The organism is Streptosporangium sp. NPDC020072 (assembly GCF_040631445.1).
Lineage (GTDB): Bacteria > Actinomycetota > Actinomycetes > Streptosporangiales > Streptosporangiaceae > Streptosporangium.
In genome coordinates this window covers 464,350-488,902 of sequence record NZ_JBEYAB010000005.1, presented here as the reverse complement: position 1 = coordinate 488,902, position 24,553 = coordinate 464,350, and the positions used below count along the sequence as shown (strand labels likewise).

Sequence of the window (24,553 nt, the reverse complement as noted above, 5' to 3'; positions counted from 1 at the left end):
CCGACGTCCTACGGGGCCAGGATGTCGTCGATGGCGGCACGCAGGTTGGGCAGCGGGCCGATGCGGTGAGGGTCACCGGCGGGCTGGGCCGTACCGGTGAGCTTGAGGGTGTCGCGGACCTGGGCGGGGGTGAGCACTCCGCCGTTGGCCTTGGCGACGCCCTGCAGGGAGGCGACGGTTCCGGCCACGATGGCGCCGGCGCCGGAGGTGCCGCCGAAGCCACCGGCGTAGGTCTTGTTGGGGTCGGTCTCCAAGGGGGTCAGGTCCTGCCAGCCAGGAGCGGTCGTCGACGCCACGCACTCGCCGTAGGCCTGGACGTCCACGCGGACGCCGTACGACGACAGCGGCAGCGCGGTGCGGTCGGCGGAGGGAGGCGTGCCGACACAGCTGGGGCTGGGCGGGGTCCCCGCCCCGACCATGATGGCGCCGGAGTCGGGACGGCCCATGATGACGGCGACGTAGGGGTCGGTGGAGTCGTCGAGGTCGATGCCGCTGTTGCCCGCGGGCTCCACCACGGTGATTCCGGCGGCGGTGGCCAGGACGACCTGGTCGTAGACGTTGCTCTGGTACTCCCAGGGGTACTGCCGGGTGCTGGGCTTGACGGCGATCTCGAACAGGATGACGTCACCCGGCTGGGAGTGCGCGGTGGCGTAGGCGACGGTGTCGAACACGGCGGTGCCGGACAGGTGCAGGGTGGCGTGGGGCGCGATGCCGGCCATGCCGACACCGTTGTCGTCCTGGGCGCCGATGATCCCGGCCACCGCGGTGCCGTGACGGATCGAGAGGTCGTTGGTGCAGGGGTCGCCGAACGCGGACGGCACCTGGACGATCTGACCGGTCGCGACGCGTCCGGCGAGGTCCTCGTGGCAGAGGTTCCACCGGTTGGTGTACGCGACCAGTTCGACGGGGCCGTGCCGGTTGGTGGTGGTTCCGTCACCGAGCTGGCCGCTGCTGTTGAGGCCCCAGACGTGGAACGTCTGGGCGAGCTTGGTGATGGTGTGGGCCAGGCCCGCCGCGGCGATGTCGCTGGTCGCCGGGATCACGGTAGGGGAGTACCTGTCGACGGTGGTTGCGTCGCCGAGCTGTCCCTGGTTGTTGTCACCCCAGGCGTAGGTGGCCCAGGAGACCGATTCGGCCGTCGCGACGCTGTGCCTGCTTCCGGCGGCGATGCTGTTGACGTTGGCCAGGCCGGGGACGGAGATCGGGGCGGTCCGGCCGGTGGTGGTCCCGTCGCCGAGCTGTCCCTCGCTGTTGTCGCCCCAGGCCTTGACGGTGCCGTCGGACAGGAGCGCCAGAGCGTGGTCGCCCCGGCTGCTGATCTGGGTGACGCCGGTCAGGCCGGTGACGGCGGCGGGGGTGGCACGGTCGGTGGTGGTCCCGTCGCCGAGCTGGCCGATGCTGTTGGCGCCCCAGCCCTTGACGGTGCCGTCGGCCATCAGCGCCAGGGAGTGGGCGCCGCCCGCGGCGACCGAGTCCGGCGCGGTGCGGACGCCGGTGAGGCCGGCGACGGCGACGGCGGCCGGGGAGTCGGGGCCGACGTAGCCGAGTTGTCCCAGGCTGTTGTCGCCCCAGGCGCGTACGGTGCCGTCGGACAGGACGGCCAGGGCATGGCCGAGACCGGCGCTGATCGCCACCGCGTTGGAGATCCCGGTGACCTGCACCGGGACGGTGCTGTCGGTGGTGGTGCCGTTGCCGAGCTGGCCCTGGCTGTTGTCGCCCCAGGCCCAGATGGTGCCGTCGCTCTTGAGCGCCAGAGAGTAGTCGTCTCCCGCGGAGACGGAGGTGACGCCGGTCAGGCCGGGGACCTGGGAGGGGACCTTCTTGGCCGTGGTGTTGCCCAGGCCGAGCTGGCCCTGGCCGTTGTCGCCCCAGGCCCACACCTGCCCGAGCGCCGGAGTCCGCGTGATCAGCAGCGAGTGGTCCTGACCCGCGGCGATCGTCTGCGGGCCGAAGTAGGGGATGTAGGTGGACTGCTCTTCGATGTCGGTGACGGTGATGCCGTCGCCCTTGCCACCGGTCTGGGCGTTGGCGTAGTCGGCGTCCACTCCCGCGCCCAGCGAGGAGGTGGCGGCGTTGCGGTACCTCTGGTAGGAGGCCAGCGGTTCGGAGGTGGCGACGGGGGTCATCCTGGCCTGGGCGATCTCCACCGAGGGCAGGGCGTTGAGGTCCTTCAGCAGGCCCTCGACGCCGCTCTTGGGGGCGGTGACGACGAACCAGGAGTTCAGGTCGGGCAGCTGCCTGCCGGTCTTCCTCTCCAGCTGGAGCCGTCGTTCGGTGATCTTCGTCTCGGAGGCCGAGGACAGGGGCCTGATGGAGGCGTCCTTGTACCTGGCCAGGACCCGCTGGATCTCGGTCGCGTCCTCGGAGTCCTTGGCGACCAGGCCCTGCCCGCGCAGCCGTACGGCGAGGCCGGGCTTGAACTTCACCGAGAGCTCGGTCGTGGAGAAGCCCTTGGGCAGAGGCCCGTGGGTTCCCGGGGCGGTGCCCTTGTCCTTGCTGTGGTCGTAGGCCGGGGCGGGCTCGGCCGAGGCGGGGCCCGCGGCGACCACGCCGGACAGCGCGCCGACGGCCACGGAGAGCAGGGCCGCGGCGAGCCGCCGTGACCGTGGTCCTCCGCGGCCCCGGGAATCAGAGCGAAGTGACAACAAATTCTCCTCTGGCGTCGTTCTCGGCGTGCGGGCACGGAGCATTACAAGCCGTGACTCCAAGAATGCGGAAATCGATGGAACGCCTGTCCTGCCGCCTCGGACCAAGGCCTTTCCGTATGCCGCGCTTCGCCGTACATCATGAAAACAACTGATCCGACGAGTCAGCATGACCGAGAACCCGTGTGAAAATCAACTGTGAAAATGGATTGCACGGTCAGTTTCCGAGCGGGCGCGTGAAGTGATTTTCGGTGATTCATGGAACGGAAAGAAGCTCCCTCTCCGTGGTTGACAGGGGAGGATGCGCGACGTATGGACGATGAACCTCGTTTTCCTGAGAGGGTAAGGAACGTCACAGACCTGCGGATGTTTACCGGATCGATCTCCGTTTGCCGGTGGGGAAGATGCGTCACTGAATGGCAGGGGAGCGGCCGGTCGTTCGTGACGAAGTGATCGCCCTCCGTGTTACACAGAAACGCAAACAAACGCCTGGACGGCGCGAAAGCGTCGGCATTCCTCCATGCGGAACGAGAAAAAGGAATTCGCACGGAACGGCGCGTCCCGCCCGGAGGCGGGACGCGCCGGTGTTTTCCGTGAGGTCAGGCCGGGGCGGGGGAGCCGGCGCCGGGGACGAGCAGCCGAGGAGTCCCGGTGCCGTCCGCGGGGACGGACCAGACGTTGTTGGTGCCGTCACCGGTCTGCAGCGCGTAGGCGACGGTCCGGTCGTCGAGCCAGGCGGCCTGGTCGTCCACGCTGCGCGTCTCGGCCAGCGGGGTGACGCGCCGGGTCGCCAGGTCCAGGACCGAGAGCCGCCAGCCCTTCTTCGGATCGGCGTCGACGGCGGACTTGTAGGCGATCCGGGTTCCGTCGGGGGACAGGGACGGGCACTCGACGTTGTCCCGCAGCGTCCTGACGGTCCCCGCGGCGAAGTCGCCCTCGACCAGGTGACGACGGCCGTTCGTGGACAACGTCGCGTAGAAGCGGTTGTCGTCCGAGGCGAACGTGACGCCCCAGAAGTTGACGTCGGAGTTCCGGTACGGCCTGCCGTCCAGCGTGATCGAGAAGTCCTCAAGCGAGGAGACCAGCCGTCCCGTGCGGGTGTCGAGGATGCCCGCCCGGGTGGAGAAACCGGTCGTCGCGTAGGAGTGCCCGTCGATGAACAGCGTCCAGGCGACCATCCGGCCGCTGGCCGAGACACGCAGCCGGTTCGGGAAGCCGGTCAGCGGCAGGCTCCTGCGCTCCTTGAGAGAGGGGTCGAGAACGATCAGCCCGGACGAGCTGAGCGGGCCGACGGGTTTGAGGCAGGCGAGGGTTCCCCCCGCGACGTAGGCGCGGTCGCAGCGCAGCTCGGTGACCTCGCGCGGACCGCCGGGATCGGCACGGGAGACCGTCGACAACAGGCCGTTGGTCAGCACCTGCAACCGTGGCCCCGCGCCCGGAGCTCCGGAGGAGGCGGACGAACCAGAGGAAGGAGCGGACACGGGCCGGTCCCCGGCCAGTGCCGTGTAGGTGACGGCGACCCCGGCGAGCAACAGGGCCGCCAGGACCGTCACGAGGACACGTGCGCGCGGGCTGAGAGTGATCGTGACTCCTTGGTGAGCAGGAAGACGGTCAGGGGCAGGGCGAGCAGGGCCGCCACGGCCGCGGCGAGACAGGCGGCACCCGCGCCCCAGGTCTGCCAGGCCAGGCCGAAGAGCACCGAGGAGACCGAGTAGGCCAGGGCCTGGCCGCTCTGCACCAGGGCCATCCCGGTGGCGCGCAGCTCGGGCGGGAACACCGAACCGGCCAGCGCCATGAGGACGCCGTCGGTGGCCGCGTAGAACGTCCCGTAGAGGACCAGCACCGTGACGACCAGCGGCAGGCCGCCGAGCGGGCCGTACAGCAGCAGGTAGACGGCGGCGAGCAGGGCGTTCCCGCCGGCGAACACCCACAGCCGTCCGATCCGGTCGGCCAGCCTGCCCAGCGGCGCGGCCAGCAGCAGATAGACCAGGCTCGTACCGACCGCGAGGATCGGGAACCAGCCGATCCCCAGCTCGACACGCCGCTGCAGGACGAGATAGACGAACCCGTCGCCGATCGTGACCAGGCCGAGCAGGCACGCGGCGGACAGCAGACGGCCACGTCCGAGCCGGGCGACGGCCCGCCACGAGACCTCGGCCGGGCGAGGACGGGGACCGGCCGCCGCGGGCACGAACAGCACCAGGATCAGTACGGCGAGCAGCGCGACGCAGAAACTCGTCACGAAGACGGGCCCGAACGCCCCGTTCCCCAGCGCGAGCACGGCGAGCGTGGCGATCGGCCCGAGGAAGGCGCCGGTCGCGTCCATCGTCCGGTGCACCCCGAAGGCCCTGCCGAGCCGGTCCTGCGGGGTGGCGAGAGTGATCAGCGCGTCCCTGGGGGCCGTGCGCAGGCCCTTGCCCGCCCGGTCCGCCGTGATCATCAGCCCGATGAGCGGTCCCGAGGCACCGGCGGCGAGCAGCCCGAGTTTGGCGAACGCCGACATCCCGTAGCCGAGTCCGGCGACGGTCTTGTGCCGGTTGACCCGGTCGCCGACGTATCCGCCGACCAGCCGCAGCAGCACGGTCGCGCCGGTGTACAGGCCGTCGATGACGCCGTAGGCCGCCGGGCTGAACTGCAGCCCGACGACCAGGTACAGCGGCAGGATCGCGGTCACCATCTCCGCCGAGACGTCCGTGACGAGACTGACGGCGCCGAGCGCGAGCACCGTGCCGCCGACGGCCCTGACGGGGCCGCCGGCGGTCCGGTTCCTGTCGAGAGTGGAGAGGTACACGTCGTCAGTGGCAGGCGGTGGTGCCGCTGTCGGTGAAGGTCTTGCCCGCCTCGGGCACGAACTGCCAGCTGTAGCTGTTGGCGTGCAGGGTCACCTTCAGGACGCCGTAGGTGTCGCTGTTGCGGACCTCACTGTTGGGCAGGATCGTCCCGAACGAGTAGTGGCTGGCGCCGCCGGAGCCGACGACGAAGTGCCGGATGCCCCGGGCGTTGTCGAGCTGGTTGGCCGGGTTGATCGGCGCGAACCGCTCGTACTGGTGGTTGTGGCCGGTCAGGATCAGGTCGGCGTCGTTGTCGTACAGCGCCTGCACGATCGGGGCGACCGAGGTGTCCGGCGAGTGGTTGGCGCCGGAGGTGTAACGCGGGTGGTGCCACATCGCGACCGTGCACGGCTTGGTGCTCGCGGCCAGGTCGGCGCGCAGCCACCGCTCCTGCGCGGACCCGGCGTTGCAGCCGCCGACGGCCGAGCAGTTGGAGTTGACCACCACGACGTGCCAGTTCGCCCCGAGGTCGTAGGAGTAGTAGCCCTTGGACGGGTCGCCCGCCGACGCGCCGAAGTAGCCGTAGTAGCCCGAGGCCCCGGAGGTGTTGTAGTCGTGGTTGCCCGGCACCGGCCTGGTCCGCGCCTTGTGCCGTCCCCAGGTCGGGTCGTAGTAGGTGTTGAACTCCGAGGTGGTGCCGTTGTTGTAGACGTTGTCGCCCAGCGTGAAGACCGTGCCGGGGATGGAGTCGAGCAGCGCGGCGGTCGCGCTGTCGCCGGAGCCGGAGTTGGAGATGTCGCCCGCCCCGACGAGCACCGGATCGCCGGAGGCCGTCGAGGTCGGCGTGGGCGTCGGGGTCGAACCGGTGTCGGTGGTCACCACCAGCTGGGGCGCGGTCGAGGACCCGCTCTCCCGCGCGTCGTAGTCGGCGCCGTCCGAGCTGGAGGAGGTGACGCCGATGCTGTAGGTGCCGTTGCCGGTCACGTACGGCGTGACGTCCAGCTCGTACCAGGAGTTGCGGGCCACCGGGCCGAGCGTGCCCAGCGTGGCCCCGTCGATGGACGGCTGGTTGTTCCAGGTGGTGCCGGTCTCGGACCAGGTGGTGCTGCCGACGGCCTTGAAGGTGCCGCCGCTGCCGCTCTCCGAGCCGCTCACGTCGTCGGTGTGGACGCGCAGCTTGACGTTGCCGACCGTGCCGGTGACGCCGGTGACGGTGAACCGCAGGAAGAACCGCTTGACCGGGGAGCCGTCGACGCCGAGCTGTCCGGAGGTGCCGTAGTTGGTGCCGGTGTGGCTGTTGTCCACATAGGTGTCGGCCACCGGGGTGAAGGTGGTGGAGGCGGCGTTGGCCACCCCCGCGGACAGGGAGACGGCCGCGAACACGGTCGCGCCGCCGACGGCGACGGCCGCGGACGCCGCCGTGAGCGCCCTGCGTCGGGAGGGTCGAGACGGTCGGAGCAGTCGGAACATGCGTCACTCCTCATGCACGGAGGGTTGTGGGAGGCAAGCACGGACGCTAGGCCGCCAAGGACTCGGTTCGATGAGCGCGGAGGAATCAGACGGAGACGGGAAGGTTAATGACCCACACACCAACCGGGAAAAGCATGGTGGCCGAATCGGGGTTACGGATGTCTATCCACAAGGCCAGGTGCCGGCCCGAGCACGTGGACGCGGGCCGTGGGGATGTCGAAGTAGAGGCCGACCAGCTCCAGCCGCCCCCGCCCGACCAGCTCGGCCACCCGGGGAACGGTCAGCAGGTTCTCCAGCTGCTGGACCACGTTCGTACGGCACAGCCGGTCGAGCGCCCCCTCGTCGGCTCCCGCGTCCGGGCCGGAGAGGAAACGCGCCAGGCTGTGGTCGCCGTGACGCAGCCAGCGGCCGAGTGAGGGCAGCCCCGCGGCCTTCTCGCCGCCGTCGAGCAACGCGGCCATCGCCCCGCAGCCCGAGTGGCCGCAGACCGTGATCGTCCTGACGCCCAGCGCGCCGGTCGCGTACTCGATCGCGGCCATGACCGAGTCGTCGCGCGGCACCGCGCCCCAGCGGGGGACCAGGTTGCCGATGTTACGGACGGTGAACAGATCACCCGGCCCGCTGGCCGTGATCAGGTTGGGCACGACCCTGGAGTCGGCACAGGTGATGAAGAGATGGGAGGGGTCCTGCCCACGGGCCATCGCGTGCAGGAACGGCCTGACCAGCGGCGCTGTACGGCGGTGGAACTCCCGCGCCCCGGCGAGCAGGTGGTCGGGGGCCGGGGCCGGTCCGGCCCGCTCCGGCGGAGGCCCAGCCGGGGAGGGCCCGGCCGGCAGGAGCGTGGGACCGCGCCGGTGCGCCCAGGGCAGCCACCAGCGCTCAGGGTCGCGGGGCGGCGACTTCGCCGGGAACATCCTGGCGCCGCCGGCGGCCATGGCGTACCACTCGTCGTGAAGCTCGTCGACGTCCACGCTGCCGCCCCCGCGCTCGTGCTCCTGACGCCAGGCGTGCACGGCCTCGAAGGCCGCGTTGTCCATGAAGTCGATGTTCAGGTCGAGGTCGACCGCCACGCCGGGGGGAACGGTGTGCAGCTCCGCGACGATCCTGGGCACGCCGAGGAAGGTCAGCGAACCGCCGATCAGCACGTGCCAGCGGCCGTCGGGCTCGGGCCTGGCCCGGACCGTCACCCCGGTGAGGCGGCGCAGCGCGGACAGCGCGGCCAGACCGAGACCGAGCAGCACCCCCTCGGGAAGACCGAGCAGCACGACCCCGGCCATGGTGGCGAAGTAGATCGGGATCTCCCCGTGCCCGTGCAGGCCACGCAGACGTCGCAGATCGGCCATCCGGACGCCGATGAAGATCAGCAGGGCGGCCAGCGCCTCAGCGGGGATCAGCGTGATCGTCCGCCACAGGCAGACGGCGAACAGCAGGATCCACAGGCCGTGCAGGACCGCCGACCAGCGGCTGCGCGCCCCGGCGCGCAGGTTGGCCGTACTGCGTACGATCACTCCGGCGACGGGCAGCCCGCCCAGCGCGCCGCTGACGATGTTGGCCACGCCCTGCGCGGCGAGCTCCCTGTCCAGGTCGCTGCGCCCGCCGTCACGCTGCTTGTCGACGGAGACCGCGCACAACAGCGACTCGACCCCGGCCAGCAGCGCCACCAGCAGCACCGCTGCGACGATCCCGTGCCAGTCTCCCTCCGGCCACACCGGGGCCACCCAGCCGACCAGGCCGGCCGACAGATCGAGCTGGGTGACATCCCAGCCGGCCAGCAGGGCGGTCGCCGAGGAGACGGCCAGGGCGGCCAGCGGCGCGGGCACGATCCGTGACCGCCGGGGCAACCGGTTCCAGCCGAACATGACGCCGACGGTGAGCAGGCCGACGAGGACCGCGTGACCATGGACGGCGGCGAGCTGGCCGGGCAGCTCGGCGAGGTTCTCCACGGCGGAGCGCTGCGGGGCGCCGCCGAGCACCACGTGCACCTGGCCCAGGGCGATCACCACACCCACCCCGGCGAGCATGCCGTGCACCACGGCGGGGGAGACCACCAGCACCGCGCGGGCCACCTTGAAGGTGCCGAGCAGCAGTTGCAGACCGCCCGCCAGCAGGGTGATCAGGCAGGTGGCCCGCCAGCCGTACACGGCGATCAGTTCGGCGACCACCAGTGACAGCCCGGCGGCGGGCCCGCTGATCTGGACGGCGGAGCCACCGAGGAGGCCCGCGACCACCCCGCCCGTCACCGCGGCGACCAGCCCGGCGGCGGGCGGCGCCCCGGAGGCGACCGCGACGCCCAGGGACAGGGGCACCGCGAGAAGGAAGACCACCAGGGAGGCGGGCAGATCATGACGTACTACGGAGGCGAGGGTGCGTCCGGTGAGCGCGATGTCACTCTTCGTGTTCGTCCCCATGGGCAGACACTACGCTGCCGACGCCTCGCGGTTCAGTGGCCCGGCGTGGCCTGTTACGGACGCCGGGACGGATCGGTCAGCGGTAGTAGTCGGGGTAGTCGGGCTCCTGGGCCCGGTGACGGCTGCCACGGGGAGAGGGCCCCGCCTGCCCGTCGGGGGTCGTCGCGACCTCGGGGACACCGGTGCCGTACAGGTCGCCGTAGCTCGGCCACACCGTGCCCGCGCCGCCACCGGGGGCGGGGGTGGGCTCCGGCCAGGCGGTGGAGGGTACCGGTTCGTGGCCCTGCCCGCCGGAGGGCCTGCCCGCCGTGCGCGGCTGCTCGTCGTAGGAACCGACCGCCTTGGAGGGCGCGGTCGGGGTGGAGATCGCCGGGGTCGGCCCGGTGAGCGCGTCGTCGTCGATGGTGGCCCAGCCCGTGCTCACCTCGTAGGAGGTGGCCGAGGGGGCCGCGGAGGGGGCGTTGTACACCGGGTTCTGGTAGGAGGCGTACGACGGTCCGGGATCGTCGAGGATGTCCGGGCTGCCGGCCGCGGGCCAGCCGCCCGAGGTGGGCGAGGTGGCCCGCGCCCACGGGTTGTCCGCGACGGGCCTGGACGGCTCGGGCACACCGCCGGAGCCGTACGGCGCGGGCGACGGGGCCGGAGCGGCACCCGGCGCGGTGTTCGGGGAGGCGCCCGCCGGGAAGGCGGCGGGGAACCCACCGCTGGTGGTCGGGCCCATCGGAGGCATCGGCGGCGGAACCTGCCCGGCCCCGGGGTCCCGTACGGGGGCCCCGCCCACACCGCGTCCGGCGGCACCGGAGGCGGGAGCGGGGGCGGCGCCGCGCGGGCGGGGCGCGAGCGGCTCGTTGAGCGGGTCGGGTCGCGCGGGCGCGCCCGGCAGGGGGCCGGGGCCCGTGTTGCCACCGGCCGCGGCGTTCGCGGCGGCGGCGCGCCCGCTCCTGCGGGAACGTGGTGTGCGGGGCTCACCGAACGCGCCGGGCGTCGGGGCCGCGAAGGTCACCGTCTTCTGCTCGGCGAGCGCGGCGGCGGTGGGGGCCGGGTTCGGCTGGACCGGTTCGATCAGGTCGGCGAGGCCGGACGGCAGCGAGGCCGAGGCGACGGCGGGGGCGGGCGGCGGCACGGGAACCTGGGCGGGCCTGGGGGCCTGCGGCCTGTTCGGCAGCGGCGCCTGCACGGTCACCGCGTCGGCGGCCGAGGCCGCGATCGGGACGACAGGGGGGACCGGCGGAACCGGGGCCGCGGGCGGCTGGCCCGGCGTCTCCGACGCGGGACGGCTCGCGCCCATCTTGGCTGCCAAGGACCCTCCGAAACCGCCCTCGTCAGCCTGGAGCCGCGTCCAGTAGTCGTCGTCGTAGTCGTCGGCCTGGCCGAACTCGTTCACGCCGCGTTTCCCCCGCGAACCCGCGGGACGGGGCGGACGGGGCGGCTTCGGCTCGTCGAACGGGGTCAGGTCGGGACTGAAGTGCTTCATCTTCGGTTCCCGGGTCGCGAAGTCGTCGATGGACAAGGCAGGCGTCTGCGCCTCCTTCTCCTCCAACTCGCGAAGGCGTTCCGCGGGGAGCGCACTCTCCCTGCGGTTCATCGACCGCATGCCCAGTGCCACGACGACGAGCACGAGGAGCACGACGGCGACCAGACCTGCTACGACCGCGATCATTGCACCACCCTCAAGGCCATGGCCTTCCAGCGGCGCCGGTGAGGTCGCGCGGCCATCGACGCGACCTGCCCCCTTGCATCACCTGCGCACGGACATTGGATCTGATTGTGTCGGACCACTATGAGCGTTGTCACACCCTAAGTGAAGAATCGGTAACCATTACTACCTCCGGTGTTTGACCTGTCACTCGATGTGCGTCGTGGTGAGCCGGCCCCAGGCGATCGTCCTGGAGGCGATGCTCTTCAGGGTCTTCTCAAGGGAGGCGCCCTTGGGAAGCTCGATCCGGTCGTTGAGCGCGTAGACGGTGAAGCGGTAGCTCTCCTTGTCGCGGCAGGGCGGGCTGTAGCCCGTCTTACCGCTGGTGGTGCTTCCCTCCACGGCGCCGACCGGGACGCTGTCATCGGCCAGTTCGTTGGTGCGCGGGTCGATGTCGAACACGACCCAGTTCACCTCTCCACCGGTGCGTGAGTTGTTGTCGACCACGATCGCGACCGACTTGGTGTCGTTCGGAATCCCCGACCACCGCAGTGGCGGGTTGCCCGCCGACCCCTTGCACGAGTAGTCGGAGGGCAGAGCCGTGCCGTCCCGCAACTGGGGGCTGGAGACACTGATCGGCTCCAGCTGCAGCCGGTCGGCGGACGCGGAGCCGCCCGTCAGGCCACAGCCCGAGGCAACGACGACGAACGCCGCGGCCAGTGCCGTCCCCACGGCAGGTCGCGGGCGGCGTGTAGACGTGTGCGGCTGCCCCATGCCCGATGATGCTACGCGGATCTGGCAGATGCGCAGACCGGATCGCGAGGTTCCATGGCGCGGAAAAACCCGGGAATCGGACACGAACCCGGGGCGGAGAGAGCGCTTCCCGGTCCGGGGGCCGCCGCCCCGGCGGGAGGAGGCGCCCATGCCCCGGGGCCCTCGCATCCATCCCGACCTGCCGATATCCGGAGCCGATGATCGACGATCAAGGTATGGGCGCGGCCTCGCCGCGGGCGGGACGGCCGCCTTACGGACGGGCGGCCCGGCCCGGTTGTGAATCCTGTGGAGTTGCGATGCGGGAGTGTCGTGAACGCTCGGGAAACCTCTCGGGGCCGTTCCCCCGCGCCCGGGCTCCCCCGGTCCCCCCACGGGCCTCTGGGGTGACGCCAGAGGGCACCGTACGGCCAAGCCGTACAACGCGGGCATGACGGTCAGCCCCCTGGGACGGAACCCTTTAGGCTGGCACCGTGAGAGACCACGCCGAAGAGCACGCCGAACCCGAGAGGGCGGCCACGGCCCTGCCCGGCACGGGTGGTCATGGTCCCTCACGCGACCTCCTGAGGGTTCCCCTGCGGGCCCCGGCGAACGCGGTCTCCCGCAAGGCGATCGCGCTGTGGCTGTTCGAGGGGCTGTTCTGGTCCGTCGTCCTGATCGGGGGGTCGTTCCTCCTCACGCGCTGGATCGACGGCGACCGCTGGTCCTGGCTGCCCGGATGGGTGCTCGGCAACATCTGGTGGCTGCCCGCGCTGGTGACGCTCGCCACCCTGCCCGCCGCGATCGCCGAGCCGTTCTGGCGCTACGCCGTGCACCGCTGGGAGCTCAGCGGGGACGTGGTCTACGCCCGCTCCGGCTGGATCAGCAGGGAGTGGGCGTTCGTCCCGGTCAGCAGGATCCAGACGGTCGACAAGGCGCAGGGCTGGTTCGAGCGGGTCCTGGGACTGGCCACGGTCGAGATCCGGACGGCCTCCCACGCCGGGTCCTCCACGATCAAGGGCCTCGACTACGAGGTCGCCGCGACCCTGGCCGAGGAGCTCGCACGGCGGGCCGAGGAGCTGAGGGACGACGCGACGTGACCGGTCAGGACGAGGCGGCTCCGAGCCCCGGCATCCACCAGGGGCCGGGGGCCCCGCTCCCTGGTCCGCCGCAGCGGCTGAGTCCCAAGGTGCTGCTGACCGAGCCGATCAGGATGCTCCCCTCGCTCTTCCTGCCGCTGGCCGGGGTGCTGTTCGTCGGAGGTTTCTCACCGAGCTCCTTCCTCTGGGCGGCCCTCGGCGTCGCCGGTTCCGTCGCCTACGCCGTGGTCCGCTGGGCCACCTTCACCTACCAGGTCGCCGGGGACAGGCTCGAACTCACCCGGGCCCTGGTCAGCAGGTCGGTACGGACGATCCCGCTGGAGCGCGTCCGTGGCGTCGACGTCAGCAACCCGCCGCTGCACCGGCTGCTCGGCATCGCCGTTCTGAAGATCGACACGGGCGCGGGCGGCGAGGACAAGCAGGAGGGCGAGCTCGACGGGGTGACGGTCGCGGAGGCGGAGCGCCTCAAGGCCGTGCTGCTCCGGCACGCGAGGGCCGGCGCGCAGACGGGCGAGGGCGGCCGTGACCCGGTGGCCGTGCCCGCCGGGCCGTACCAGGAGGGGGTCTCCACGCCGGTGGACCGGCCGCAGGCCGAGCGGGTGCTCTTCGTGGTGCCGCGCCGGTGGCTGGCCTACGGGCCGTTGTCCGGCGCCTACCTGCTGACCCCGTTCGCGCTCGCGGCCGGCGCGGTCGGCCTGGCCTTCCAGTGGGGCAACGAACTGCGCGTCGACGGACGGTTCCTGGTCGGCGCGGGGGAGTGGCTCTGGGACCACCCCGTGGTGCTGCTCGTGGCCCTGGTGCTGCTCGTACTGGCCATGCCGGTCGCGGGAGGCGTCATGTACGCCGTGTTCAACTGGGACTTCACCCTGCGCGTGCGGGAGGGGTACCTCGTCGCCGGGCGCGGTCTGCTCACCCGCAGGAGCGTCTCGCTCGAACGCCGCAGGGTGCGCGGGTTCGAGCTGGTCGAGGGGGTCGCCGAACGCTGGGCGGGGGTCGCCAGGGCATGGGCCGTCGTGACCGGGCTCGGCGACTCGCAGACCCGGGGTCAGCTGCTGCCCGTGGTGCCCAGGTCCAAGGCGCTGGACGTGGTCGGGGAGGCGGTCGGCCCGACGATCTCCCGGCTGCGGCCGCATCCGCCCGCGGCGCGCAGGCGCAGGCTCTTCAGGGCGGTCTTCCCGTGGCTCGTGATCGCGGTCTGCGCGGGAGCGGCCGGGCTCGTGTGGTCGCCGCTGTGGTGGGGGCCCGCCGCCGTCGCCCTGCTCCTGGCGGCACTCGGCGTCCCGCTGGGCCTCGACCGCTACCGTTCGCTCGGCCACGCCTACGACGGGGCCCGCCTGTCCGTCAGGTCGGGTTCCCTGCGCCGCTCCCAGGTCGTGATCGAGGAACGCGCGGTGGTCGGCTGGAAGCTGACCCAGACACCCTTCCAACGCCAGGCCCGGGTGCTGACCGTGACCGCCGGGGTCGGGGCGGGCAGCGGAGGCTACTCGGCCTTCGACGTCGGCGAGGCCCAGGGTGTGGCCTTCGCCGCCGAGGTCACCCCCGCCTGGCTGGCGCCGTTCCTCCTGACCGGAAACTCCGAGCGGCCCAAGCCGGTGGAGTGAACACCTTCCGTACGGCGAGGCGGGGGCGGCCGGTCTCCCGTGCCGCCCCCGCCTTCGCGTGTCCTGTGGTCAGTCCTGACGTCTGGCGCCGAACATGATCTCGTCCCAGGTGGGCACCGAGGCGCGCCGTCCCCTGGCTCGCTTCGCGGGCCGTGCGGGGGCCGGTTTCGGCGGCTCGACGGGTTTCTCCGCGACCTTCTCCGGGACCTTCTCAGCGGGTTTCTCGGCGACCTGCTCTGGGACCTTCTCCGGGACCTGCTCGGCGGCCTTCTCCACGACGGGATCGGGGGACGCGGCGGCCTCCTTCCTGGCCCGCTCGTCCAGGCTGAGACGCGCGGCGGGCACCGCGGCCGCCTCCTCCTCCGCGGGTTCGGCGGGGACGCCGGTCTCCGCGGACTCCGTGGACCCCGTGGTCTCTGTGGTCTCCAGGACCTCGGGGGACGGCTCGGCGGGCGTCGTGACCTCGGCGGGTTCGGCGGTCTCGGCGACCTCAGGGGCCGCCGGTTCGGACTCCATGACCTGCTCCCGTGTGGCGAGTGGCCTGGGGGTCACGAGCACCGGGGACTCCTGGGGCCGCATCCGGGCGACGGGCGCGGCCTCGGGGGTCCTGATCGGCTGCTCGAACGGGGCCATGGAGTCGGGCGCGCGCAGCGGAGGCACCGTGGGCCTCGGCGGATCGTAGCCCGGGGGCAACGGCGGCATCGGAGGCTGTGTGTAGGCGGCCGGAGCGGAGCGTTCCTGGGGCGCGGGCGCCTCCGGCGGCTGGGGCGAGTCGTCGGAGGGCGACTGCTCCTGGCGCAGGACCGAGGGGAAGGAGACCGGAGGCTGGCCCAGCGGCTCGGGCGCCAGCGGGGGCACCGGCGCGAGCTTGGCGACCCGGGGCACGAACGGGGTGACCGTGCTGTCCTCGGCCGGCTCGGCCTGGTCGCCCGACGACAGGCGCATGGCCTCGTCGTCGTGCGGGGTGATGTGACGCCGCCGCGGGTCGAAGATCCATTCCGCCCTGCGGCTGTGACCGTTCCACACGAAACCGAGCTTGATCCGCCACAGGTTGTCGTCCCGCTTCGCGGAGTCCCAGTCGATCTCGTCGGCGGGCACGCCGCGACGGGTCAGCCGTTCGGCGACCAGTTCACCGAGGGTGGGGCCGGGAGCGGAGTCCCCAGGAAGCCGTACGGCGCAGCGTTGCGCCTGCTGGGCCATGTACTCACGTTCCTGGAGCACGGGGCCCTCGAACCACCGCACGCGCTCGACCGGGATGCCCGCCGTGGCGGCGATCTCCTCGGCGGTCTCTCCTGCGCGTATCCGGGCCTGGATCTCCTTGGGGCGCAACGGACTCTCCACTTCGATCTCGTACTGGCCGAGACGGGAGAAGTTGCCGCGGACGGCAGCGCGGAGCCGGTCGTCGACGGGCAGCGTGAACCGGGTCCCCCGGCCGGCCGTGGCCAGCACAAGGTAGGTCCCGTCCTCACTCACCGCGACGAGACGGAGCTCCTGCATGCGAGTCCCTTCGTCGTCGTGCTCAATCTTCCCCCGGACCCTTGAGTCTCTCGCGTGTGCCGGTTGCCTGCCAGCACCGTACCCGGCATGTCCGAACATCGCCTTCCTGGATGGGGCTCGCAGCGATGTGACGCCGGTCACATTTGCTCCATTTACCTGCTTATCGGGCACCGTTGTGGAGCAGTGCATTCGGAGTCCCCGACGGATTCTCCCCAATAACCCAGGGCGCCGTCGCGAACTTGGTGCAAGAGCCCCCGGTTCGGGGCGATCGGCCCGGGTGACGGTCGTCTCCGGCGGACGCCCTCGGAGCCGGGCGACGTGGGCGTCTGCGAATCCGCTCCGGCATCCGCCGTCGAGGCGACAGGACGCCGGCACGTGACCCTCCAGGGGAGGTCGCACGCAGGGAGGCCGGCCCGGGGAGTTCCCTGGATCGCGGGACGCGCCGGTCAGCCCAGGACGGTGTCCAGATAGTCGTTGGAGAACACCCGTCCCGGATCGAGCAGGTCCCGCAGCCGCAGGAAGTCCGCGAAACGCGGATAGACCGTGGACAGGTAGGCCGCGTCGCGGGTGTGGAGTTTGCCCCAGTGCGGTCGGCCGCCGAGCCGGACCATGATCTCCTCGACGCCCTCGAAGTAGTCCGGGTTCGGGGTCGGCCGGTAGACGTGGCAGGCGACGTAGGCCGAGTCGCGGCCGTAGGCGGTGGACAGCCAGGCGTCGCTCGGCGGGGTGACCCGAACCTCGATCGGGAAGGTGATCCGCCAGCCCCGGCGATCGATCAGGTCACGGGTCTCCCTGAGGGCCTGGGCGAGGTGCTCGCGCGGGACGGCGTACTCCATCTCCAGGAAACGCACCCGCCGTACGGTCGCGAAGACCTCGTAGGAGGTGTCCACGCGCTCGGAGGCCGACAGCGCCGAGGCCGACAGCGCGTTGATGCCGGGGATGGCGGCGGGCAGGCGCGCGCCGAGCCCGCACAGCGCGCCGAACACCGTGTTCTCCAGGAAGACGTCGTCCAGCCAGTGCCTCAGGGCGCTCTGCGGCCTGGCCGGGCCGGGGTGGCGGTTGTTGCGCTTGGTCAGGCAGGTGTCGGTGTGCGGCAGCCAGAAGAAGTCGAGGTGCTCGTTGTCCGCGGTGATCTTGTCGAGCGAGCCGAGGATCTCGCTCAGCCGCATCGGCTGCCTGACGCTGTGCAACAGGAACGAGGGCTCGACCGCGAAGGTCAGCGCGGTCACCACCCCGAGTGCGCCCAGGCCGACCCTGGCGGCGTCGAAGAGGTCCCGCTCGGTGACCCCGTCACGGATCTCGGCGGTGCCCTCGCGGGAGACGGTGACGCTCTCGCCGTCGGCGAGCACCAGGTCCAGTGCGATCACCTGGTCGGCCAGACCGGCGATCCTGCCGCCGGTGCCGTGGGTGCCGGTCTGTACGGCTCCGGCCAGGGTCTGGGCGGTGATGTCGCCCATGTTCGCCAGCGCCAGGCCCCTGCGGGCGAGTTCCTCGTTGAACACGCTGAGCGGGGTCCCCGCAGCCGCCCGCACCCAGCCCTCGCCGGTCTGCAGGACGCCGGTCAGCCGTTCGGGCCGAAGGAGCAGGCCGTCGGTCAGCGCGACGCCGGTGAAGGAGTGCCCGGTGCCGACCATGCGCACCCGCCGCCCCGTCTCGGCCGCCCGCCGTACGGCCAGGGCGACCTCCTCGGCTGAGGAGGGCGCGTGGACCTCGGCGGGGACGGCGGACTGGTTGCCCGCCCAGTTGCGGAAGGCGGCGGGGGTCCGGCTCATGGTCGCTCCTCGGCCGGGGATGTCGCGTGGCGTGCCCGGCTCACGCCGCGGGCACGGCTCCGTCCCGCCAGGAGACATGAACCATACTCACGATTGCTCCTGGAGAACAGGGGGCCGCAGCCAGGCGAAGCCGCCCACGCCGACGGCCACGGCCAGCAGGGCGCAGCCGAGCGGGAAGATGTAGGCGCTGGAGGAGCCGTAGAGGTCGGTCAGCCGTCCGGCGGCCCACGAGCCGAGCGCCACGCCGAAGCCGACCGCGGTGGACAGCCACGCCATGCCCTCGGTGAGCAGGCGGGCCGGGACCAGCCGCTCGATCAGCGAGTATCCCGTGATGAGCGTCGGGGAGACGGCCAGCCCGGCCAGGAACATGAACGGCGCCATCACCCCGACGTGCTCGATCAGGGCGAAGGGGGAGACGCCCAGGGCGAAGATCCCGAGGGTGGTGACGAACCGGCTGCGCATCGAGGACTTCCAGCGCCGCGCGCCGTACCAGAGGCCGGACAGCAGGCTTCCCGTGGCGATGACCGACAGCAGCAGCCCGGCCGCGGCCTTGGCGCCGTGCTCCTCGGCGAAGGCCACGGTGATCAGGTCGACCGAGCCGAAGACCGAGCCGACCGCCAGGAAGACGCACGAGAGCAGCGCGACGCCGGGAATGGTGATCGGGCTCCTCGAACTCTCCCCCTTGGGGATGATCGGGGGTTCGGTGCCGCGCTGCATGGCGAAGGCGACGGTGCCGATCACCGTGGAGACCAGGGCGACGATCAGTCCGGCGTACGGGCTGACCGAGGTGGCCAGCGCGGTCACCAGCGCGGGACCGGCCACGAAGATGACCTCGTCCGCGATCGACTCGAAGGAGAAGGCCACGTGCAGCTCGTCCGAGCGGCCCAGCAGGTGGGACCAGCGGGCCCGTACCAGTGAGCCGAGGGACAGGGCGCTGGCGCCCGCCAGGGCGCCGGTGACGAACAGGGTCCACGCGGGCGCGCCCAGCCCGCCGCAGAGCATCAGGCCGCTCAGTGAGACGCCGTGGGTCAGCACCAGGGGGACGGCTATCCTCGCCTGGCCGTACCTGTCGACCAGGCGGCCCGACAGGGGTGCGGCGACGGCGAAGGTGACGCTGACGGTGGCCGCGACCGCTCCCGCCATGGCGTAGGAGTCGGTGAGGGCCTCGACGAGGAGCACGATGCCGATGCCCAGCATCGACATGGGCATCCGTCCGAAGAAGCCCGCGATGACGAACCCCTTCACGCCGGGCCTGTTGAACAATCTCCGGTACGGCCCGACCACGGACTGCCCCTTTCCCCATTTTCGTCGTCGATCGTATCGACCATTTCTAACCAAACCATCACACGGCAACTCATTTTTCGCGCAACAGAGCGAACCGGTGGTGCTTGGGCTAACGTGAGGGCAGTGTCACATCATCCCAGGTTGGGGGTATTGGTCGCGATACTCGCCGTGACCGCCCTCGCGGTCACCACAGGCGCGATCTTCCTCGTCCTGAGCCCGGCCGACTCCCCGGCACAGGTCCGTAAGGCGTCCCCCGACCTCCGGCGGGACACGACCGTGCGGGACCTGGCCAGGCTCGCCCCGCAGGCCGACCTCACCCAGGCGAGCCCGCCCCCCGCCACCCCGGCCCCGGTGGTCGCGGCGACCGGCGGGCCGGGGATCACCCTCACCCCGCCCCGGCTGTTCGTGGTCTCCCAGTCGACGCTTCCCGAACGCACCAAACAGGACATCGCCCGGCTCGGGCACGTCCAGAAGGTCGACTCCTTCGACGGGGGAGCGGTACGGGTCTCCGGCACCGCGCTCAACCTGCTCGCGGTCGAACCGGCCCGTTTCCGCGCCTGGGCGCCCAAGGCCGTGGCCGACCAGCCGAGGGTCTGGGAGGCGCTGAACAGAGGGGAGCTCATCGCCGACAGCGCCGCGGTCCGGCGGCTCGGGCTGGTCCTCGGCGCCAGGTACCAGGTGGACTCCGGACCGGCGCTGCGGGTCGCCGCCTCGGCGTCCTTCGGCCTGCCCGGGGTCGACGGCCTGGTCGGCGCCGAGACGGGACGGCGGCTCGGCCTGCTGCCCGGGGTGGCGCTGCTGGTCAACGGCCCGGAGAAGGCTGTCGCCGCGATGGACGCCGGGGTGCGCAAGCTCCTCGGCTCCGGCGCCCAGGTGGTCGTCGTCGGCGGGAGCCGTACGGCCAGGAAGACAGAGGTGAAGGCCGAGCAGGTGCGGGAACGGGCGCCTACCGGCAACAGGGCCACGGTCGGGCGGCCGGGCAGCTATCTGGAGCTGTACCGCAAGGCGGCCACCGTCTGCCCCGGTCTCTCGTGGACGGTGCTGGCGGCCATCGGCCAGGTGGAGAGCTCACACGGGCGCAACAACGGCCCCTCCTCGGCCGGAGCCCTCGGCCCGATGCAGTTCATGCCCGCCACCTGGAAGGCCTACGGCGTGGACGGGGACGGCGACGGCGTAGCCGACATCTGGAGTCCCTACGACGCCGTGCCCGGCGCGGCCAACTACCTGTGCGCGAACGGCGCAGGACAGGGCGGCAAGAAGCTGGCCAAGGCCGTGTGGTTCTACAACCACTCCACGGCCTACGTCAACAAGGTCCTGTCCGTGGCCCAGGCCTACGCCCGCGCCTACCCGTGACGGCGGGGCGGGGCCGGGCAGCAGGTGGCCGCGCACGGGACGGGCTCGGGCTCGGCGAGCAGTTCGCCGACCATCGCGACGAACCGGGCATGGGTGCCCGCGGTCGCCGCCCTGGCCAGCGGGAGACCGAGCCCGGCGGCCGTCTGGGCGGCCTCGACGTCGAGGTCGTAGACGACCTCCATGTGGTCGGAGACGAAACCGATCGGCACCAGGACGACCGCCTGGGCGTCGACCTTCTGCAGGTGGTCGCAGACGTCGGGCTCCAGCCACGGCACGTGCGCGGGGCCGCTGCGGCTCTGCCAGACCAGGTCCCACTCCCGCTCGCCGCCCAGCCCGGCGACGACCGCGGCGGCGGCCCGGCGTAGCTGTGCCTCGTACTGCCCGCCGCCGGGCCCGGCCGTCCTGGCCATCGAGACGGGGACGCTGTGCGCGGTGAAGACCAGGCGCGCGGCGTCCCGGTGCTCGGCGGGCAGTCGATCGAGGGCCTGGCGGGTGTGGTCGACCATCGCCGCGACGAACCCCGGGTGGTCGAAGTAGTGCCTGAGCTTGACGACCTCGGGGGCGCCCTCGACCGCCGCCCTGGCCAGGGCGATGTCGTCGAGGTACTGCCTGCACGCGGAGTAGGAGGCGTAGGCCGAGGTGACGAAGGCGGCGGCCCTGCGCACACCGTCGGCGGCCATCCGCCGCAGCGTGTCCTCAAGGTAGGGATGCCAGTTGCGGTTGCCCCAGTAGACCGGCACGTCGACGGTCGGCTCGACGGCGGCGATCAGGTCGCGGCACTGCTGGTTGATCGGGCTGCGCCCCCCGAAGCGCTGGTAGTGCGCCTCGACCTCCAGCAGCCGCTCACGCGGGACTCCCCGGCCCCGCACCACGTTCTCCAGGAACGGCATGACGTCGCCGGGCTTCTCAGGCCCTCCGAACGAGACGACGAGCAGCGCGTCGTAAGTCCCCATGACTCTCATCAAACCGCATGGCGGGGAATCCTCCCGCATCGCCGCGCATCATCGCGCCGGGGGGAGCCGAGTGGTATGGAAAGTGGCCTCCCGGCGGGAGTGATCGAAGAAGAGGCGCAGGGTAGGTTCCAAGCGTGACCCCATTTAGCGACATCCGCGATTATGTCGGTGTACCCCGGGTGACTTCCCTGCGGCTTTCCCCCGACGGGACTCGCCTGGTGAGCGTGGTCCAGGCACTCAACCCCGACGGAAAGTCCTACGGCACGTCCCTGTGGGAGATCCCTCTCGACGGGCGTGAGCCGTACCGGTTGACCCGGTCGGTGAAAGGCGAGACAGGAGCGGAGTTCACGGCCGGCGGCGATCTGCTCTTCTGCTCCCGCCGCCCCGACCCGACGGTCAAGGAGACCGAGGAGGGGGTCCCCGCGCTCTGGCTGCTGCCGCGCGCGGGAGGAGAGGCGAGGCAGGTCGCCTCGCGGCCCGGCGGTGTGGCGGGGTTCGCCACCGCGGGCGGGAACGTGGTCTTCGGCTCCGACGTGCTGCCCGGAGACGAGGCGACCGAGGCGGAGCGGCGCAAGGCGCGCAAGGACAACGGGGTGAGCGCGATCCTGCACGAGGACCTGCTGGTGCGCCACTGGGACCACGACCTCGGGCCGGGTGAGGTCAGGCTGTTCGCCGGGGCGCTCGGGCAGGAGCGGCTGACCGGGACCATGGACCTCACCCCGCAGCCGGGCAAGAGCCTGGCCCTCGCCTCGTGGGACCTCACCCCGGACGGCGCGACCGTCGTGACGAGCTGGACGGTCCCCCTGCCCGGCGGAGAACTCGGCTCCCATCTGGTGGCGATCGACGTGGCGGACGGCACCCGCAGGGTCCTGGCCGAGCAGGACGGCCACGACCTCGCGGAACCCGTCGTCTCGCCGGACGGGCGCCTGGTCGCGTGCGTGCGCGAGGTACGGGGCTCGGCGGACGTGCCCGTGGAGTGCGTCCTGTGGATCGTGGACATGGCCACCGGGGAGGGGCACGTCGCGGGCCGCTTCGAGAGCCACCTTCTGTGGCCGGTCGACTTCGTGTGGGCGCCCGACTCCCGGACGCTGTACCTGGCCGCCGACCATCAGGGGCGCCGCCCGATCTTCCGCGTCCCCGCCGACGGCTCCGAGGCGGTACGGCTCACCGCCGACGACGGCGCCTACCTGTCGCTCCAGGCCGCGCCCGACGGCTCGGTCTACGCGCTGCGCGGCGCCGTGGACAGCCCGGCCGTCCCGGTCCACGTCACCGTGGACGGCACGGTCGGGACGCTGCCCTCCCCGGCCCCCCGTCTCGAACTTCCCGGGACCCTGACCGAGGTCAGCGCGACCACCGACGACGGCGAGACCGTCAGGGCCTGGCTGGTGCTGCCCGAGGGCGCCTCGGCGCAGAGCCCGGCGCCCCTCCTGCTGTGGATACACGGCGGCCCGCTGTCGAGCTGGAACGACTGGTCGTGGCGGTGGAACCCGTGGATCATGGCGCAGAACGGCTACGCGGTGCTGCTGCCCGACCCGTGCCTGTCCACCGGTTACGGCCTTGAGGCGATCCGGCGGGGCTGGGCCGACTGGGGGCCGCGCACGTACGCCGACCTGATGGCGATCACCGACGCCGCGCTCGAACTGCCCGAACTCGACGCCTCGCGGACCGCCGCGATGGGCGGTTCGTTCGGCGGTTACATGGCCAACTGGATCGCCGGGCACACCGACCGGTTCAAGGCGATCGTCACCCACGCCTCGCTGTGGAACCTGGAGCAGTTCATCGGCACGACCGACGCCGCCGTCTACTTCCAGCGCGAGTTCGGGCCCCCGGGCGGGCAGCCGTACCGGGACCTGTCGCCGCACCTGTCGCTGGAGCGGATCTCCACGCCCATGCTGGTCGTCCACGGCGACAAGGACTACCGGGTGCCGATCGGTGAGGCCCTGCGCCTGTGGTGGGACCTGCGGCGCTCGGAGGTCGAGTCGAAGTTCCTGTACTTCCCCGACGAGAACCACTGGGTGCTCAAACCGGGCAACGCCGTGGTCTGGTACGAGACCGTGCTCGCCTTCCTCGCCCAGCACGTCCTCGGCAGGGAGTGGAAGCGACCGGAGTCGCTGTCGTGACGCGCGGCGGGCCGCCGGCCGGGGAGGACGCGCGGCTTCTCGCCCGGCTGGCCGAGGAGATCTCCAGGGAGGCGGGGGAGATGCTCCTGGCCAAGCGGCCCGCCAGGCCCGAGGTCCTGGCGACCAAGTCCAGTCCGACGGACGTGGTGACCGCGCTCGACCAGGCCGCCGAGGAGTTGATCCGCGACCGGATCAGGCGGACCAGGCCGGGCGACGCGATCCTCGGTGAGGAGGGCGGCTCGACCGGCGAGGGCCGGGTCCGCTGGATCGTCGACCCGATCGACGGAACCGTCAACTTCATGTACGGCCTGCCCGAGTGGGCGGTGAGCGTCGGCGTCGAGGTGGACGGTGAGGTCGTCGCCGGGGTGGTCAACGTCGTGCCCAGGGGAGAGGTGTTCACCGCGGTCAAAGGCGAGGGAGCCTGGCTGGCCGGGGAACGGCTGCGCTGCACCACGGGCGTGTCACTCGACCGGGCCCTGATCGCCACCGGGTTCGGCTACGGGGCCGGACGGCGCGCGGTCCAGGCGCGGGTACTCGCCCACGTGCTGCCGCGGGTGCGCGACATCCGCAGGGGCGGCTCGGCCGCCTCGGACCTGTGCTCGGTCGCCGCCGGGCGGGTCGACGGCTACTACGAGCGCGGCCCGCAGTACTGGGACCACGCGGCGGGCGGCCTCATCGCGGCGGAGGCGGGGGCCAGGATCGGCGGTCTGGGGGGCAGACGGCCCAACCCGGACCTGACGATCTGCGCGGCGCCCGGTCTCTTCGAGGAACTGCACGATCTGCTGGCACCGCTGGACCCGGAACGCGACGATTGACGGGCCCGGGACACCTCCGGAGCACGAACAGGCCCCCCGGGCAGGGCGTCGGGGGGCCTGTTCGCTCAGCGCTGGACGGGGACGACGCCGTTGTCCGTTGCCAGACGGCGGAGATCCTCGATCTCGGCGGTGAAGGTGTCGGCGAGGTAGTGGTCGCCCGCGGACCTGGCTTCCTGCAGGTTTTTGTAAGCCTGGTCGAGGCGGTGTTCGATCGTGGTGGTGAACTCGCCCATCTCACCTTCTTTCTCACGGGGGCTGAAGGATTGGGCTGGCGGGGGACTGGGTTTTGAGCTCTACCCACGCCGATGGGATGGCTAAACCTATATGTGTCTTACATCACGGATTGTTCGTATGGTGAGACCGGCCTTACCCCCGTCT

General features: G+C 71.8%; 17 protein-coding genes. 5 read left to right on the top strand and 12 right to left on the bottom strand.

Annotated features, from left to right (window positions below; genetic code table 11):
* Positions 1-8 precede the first annotated feature (8 nt).
* The 7 genes from ABZ470_RS14635 to ABZ470_RS14605 form a co-directional block, all read right to left on the bottom strand.
* Positions 9-2,645, bottom strand: coding sequence for a S8 family serine peptidase (locus ABZ470_RS14635; RefSeq protein ID WP_362911641.1), 2,637 nt, complete (start codon positions 2,643-2,645; stop codon positions 9-11).
* Positions 2,646-3,244: 599 nt separating this feature from the next.
* Positions 3,245-4,198 (bottom strand): hypothetical protein, encoded by a 954-nt coding sequence (locus tag ABZ470_RS14630; RefSeq protein WP_362911640.1) that lies wholly within the window; start codon positions 4,196-4,198, stop codon positions 3,245-3,247.
* On the bottom strand, positions 4,195-5,436 hold the full coding sequence (locus ABZ470_RS14625; protein ID WP_362911639.1) for an MFS transporter: 1,242 nt from the start codon (positions 5,434-5,436) through the stop codon (positions 4,195-4,197). The genes ABZ470_RS14630 and ABZ470_RS14625 overlap by 4 nt, the downstream gene beginning before the upstream one ends.
* Before the next feature lie 4 nt (positions 5,437-5,440).
* Positions 5,441-6,886: a DNRLRE domain-containing protein gene (locus ABZ470_RS14620; RefSeq protein WP_362911638.1), complete on the bottom strand. Its 1,446-nt coding sequence runs from the start codon at positions 6,884-6,886 to the stop codon at positions 5,441-5,443.
* 152 nt (positions 6,887-7,038) lie between these two features.
* Entirely contained in the window at positions 7,039-9,294 is a 2,256-nt protein-coding gene (locus ABZ470_RS14615) for a SulP family inorganic anion transporter (RefSeq protein ID WP_362911637.1), read from the bottom strand.
* 76 nt (positions 9,295-9,370) lie between these two features.
* A complete protein-coding gene (locus ABZ470_RS14610) occupies positions 9,371-10,954 on the bottom strand; it encodes a hypothetical protein (RefSeq protein WP_362911636.1) in 1,584 nt (527 codons plus the stop codon).
* 183 nt (positions 10,955-11,137) lie between these two features.
* On the bottom strand, positions 11,138-11,662 hold the full coding sequence (locus tag ABZ470_RS14605; protein WP_352016185.1) for a YbhB/YbcL family Raf kinase inhibitor-like protein: 525 nt from the start codon (positions 11,660-11,662) through the stop codon (positions 11,138-11,140).
* A 614-nt stretch (positions 11,663-12,276) separates the two neighbouring features.
* Between ABZ470_RS14605 and ABZ470_RS14600 the strand changes: the two genes are divergently transcribed.
* Together ABZ470_RS14600 and ABZ470_RS14595 are read left to right on the top strand one after the other, a co-directional pair.
* Positions 12,277-12,780: a PH domain-containing protein gene (locus ABZ470_RS14600; protein WP_352016210.1), complete on the top strand. Its 504-nt coding sequence runs from the start codon at positions 12,277-12,279 to the stop codon at positions 12,778-12,780.
* Positions 12,777-14,381: a PH domain-containing protein gene (locus tag ABZ470_RS14595; RefSeq protein ID WP_362911635.1), complete on the top strand. Its 1,605-nt coding sequence runs from the start codon at positions 12,777-12,779 to the stop codon at positions 14,379-14,381. The genes ABZ470_RS14600 and ABZ470_RS14595 overlap by 4 nt, the downstream gene beginning before the upstream one ends.
* A 69-nt stretch (positions 14,382-14,450) precedes the next feature.
* Here ABZ470_RS14595 and sepH read toward each other — a convergent pair whose 3' ends face one another.
* The 3 genes from sepH to ABZ470_RS14580 all read right to left on the bottom strand — a co-directional run bounded on the left by sepH (position 14,451) and on the right by ABZ470_RS14580 (position 18,895).
* Positions 14,451-15,878: a septation protein SepH gene (gene sepH / locus ABZ470_RS14590; RefSeq protein WP_362911634.1), complete on the bottom strand. Its 1,428-nt coding sequence runs from the start codon at positions 15,876-15,878 to the stop codon at positions 14,451-14,453.
* 446 nt (positions 15,879-16,324) lie between these two features.
* Positions 16,325-17,650, bottom strand: a complete 1,326-nt coding sequence (locus tag ABZ470_RS14585) for a D-arabinono-1,4-lactone oxidase (protein ID WP_362911633.1) — start codon at positions 17,648-17,650, stop codon at positions 16,325-16,327.
* An 87-nt stretch (positions 17,651-17,737) separates the two neighbouring features.
* Positions 17,738-18,895 carry an MFS transporter gene (locus ABZ470_RS14580; RefSeq protein WP_362911632.1) on the bottom strand — a complete coding sequence of 386 codons (1,158 nt, stop codon included), beginning with the start codon at positions 18,893-18,895 and terminating at the stop codon, positions 17,738-17,740.
* Between the two features lie 189 nt (positions 18,896-19,084).
* Here ABZ470_RS14580 and ABZ470_RS14575 point away from each other — a divergent pair, with 189 nt between their 5' ends.
* Positions 19,085-20,287, top strand: coding sequence for a lytic transglycosylase domain-containing protein (locus ABZ470_RS14575; protein WP_362911631.1), 1,203 nt, complete (start codon positions 19,085-19,087; stop codon positions 20,285-20,287).
* Here ABZ470_RS14575 and ABZ470_RS14570 read toward each other — a convergent pair.
* On the bottom strand, positions 20,278-21,240 hold the full coding sequence (locus ABZ470_RS14570) for a ferrochelatase (RefSeq protein ID WP_362911629.1): 963 nt from the start codon (positions 21,238-21,240) through the stop codon (positions 20,278-20,280). The genes ABZ470_RS14575 and ABZ470_RS14570 overlap by 10 nt on opposite strands.
* 134 nt (positions 21,241-21,374) lie before the next feature.
* On the opposite strand from ABZ470_RS14570, the gene ABZ470_RS14565 reads away from it, so the two are divergent.
* On the top strand, positions 21,375-23,360 hold the full coding sequence (locus tag ABZ470_RS14565) for a prolyl oligopeptidase family serine peptidase (RefSeq protein ID WP_362911627.1): 1,986 nt from the start codon (positions 21,375-21,377) through the stop codon (positions 23,358-23,360).
* The gene (locus ABZ470_RS14560; RefSeq protein WP_362911626.1) at positions 23,357-24,175 is read left to right on the top strand and encodes an inositol monophosphatase family protein; all 819 of its coding nucleotides are present in this window, start codon (positions 23,357-23,359) and stop codon (positions 24,173-24,175) included. The genes ABZ470_RS14565 and ABZ470_RS14560 overlap by 4 nt, the downstream gene beginning before the upstream one ends.
* 65 nt (positions 24,176-24,240) lie before the next feature.
* Here ABZ470_RS14560 and ABZ470_RS14555 read toward each other — a convergent pair whose 3' ends face one another.
* The gene (locus ABZ470_RS14555) at positions 24,241-24,408 is read right to left on the bottom strand and encodes a hypothetical protein (RefSeq protein ID WP_184715807.1); all 168 of its coding nucleotides are present in this window, start codon (positions 24,406-24,408) and stop codon (positions 24,241-24,243) included.
* Positions 24,409-24,553 lie beyond the last annotated feature (145 nt).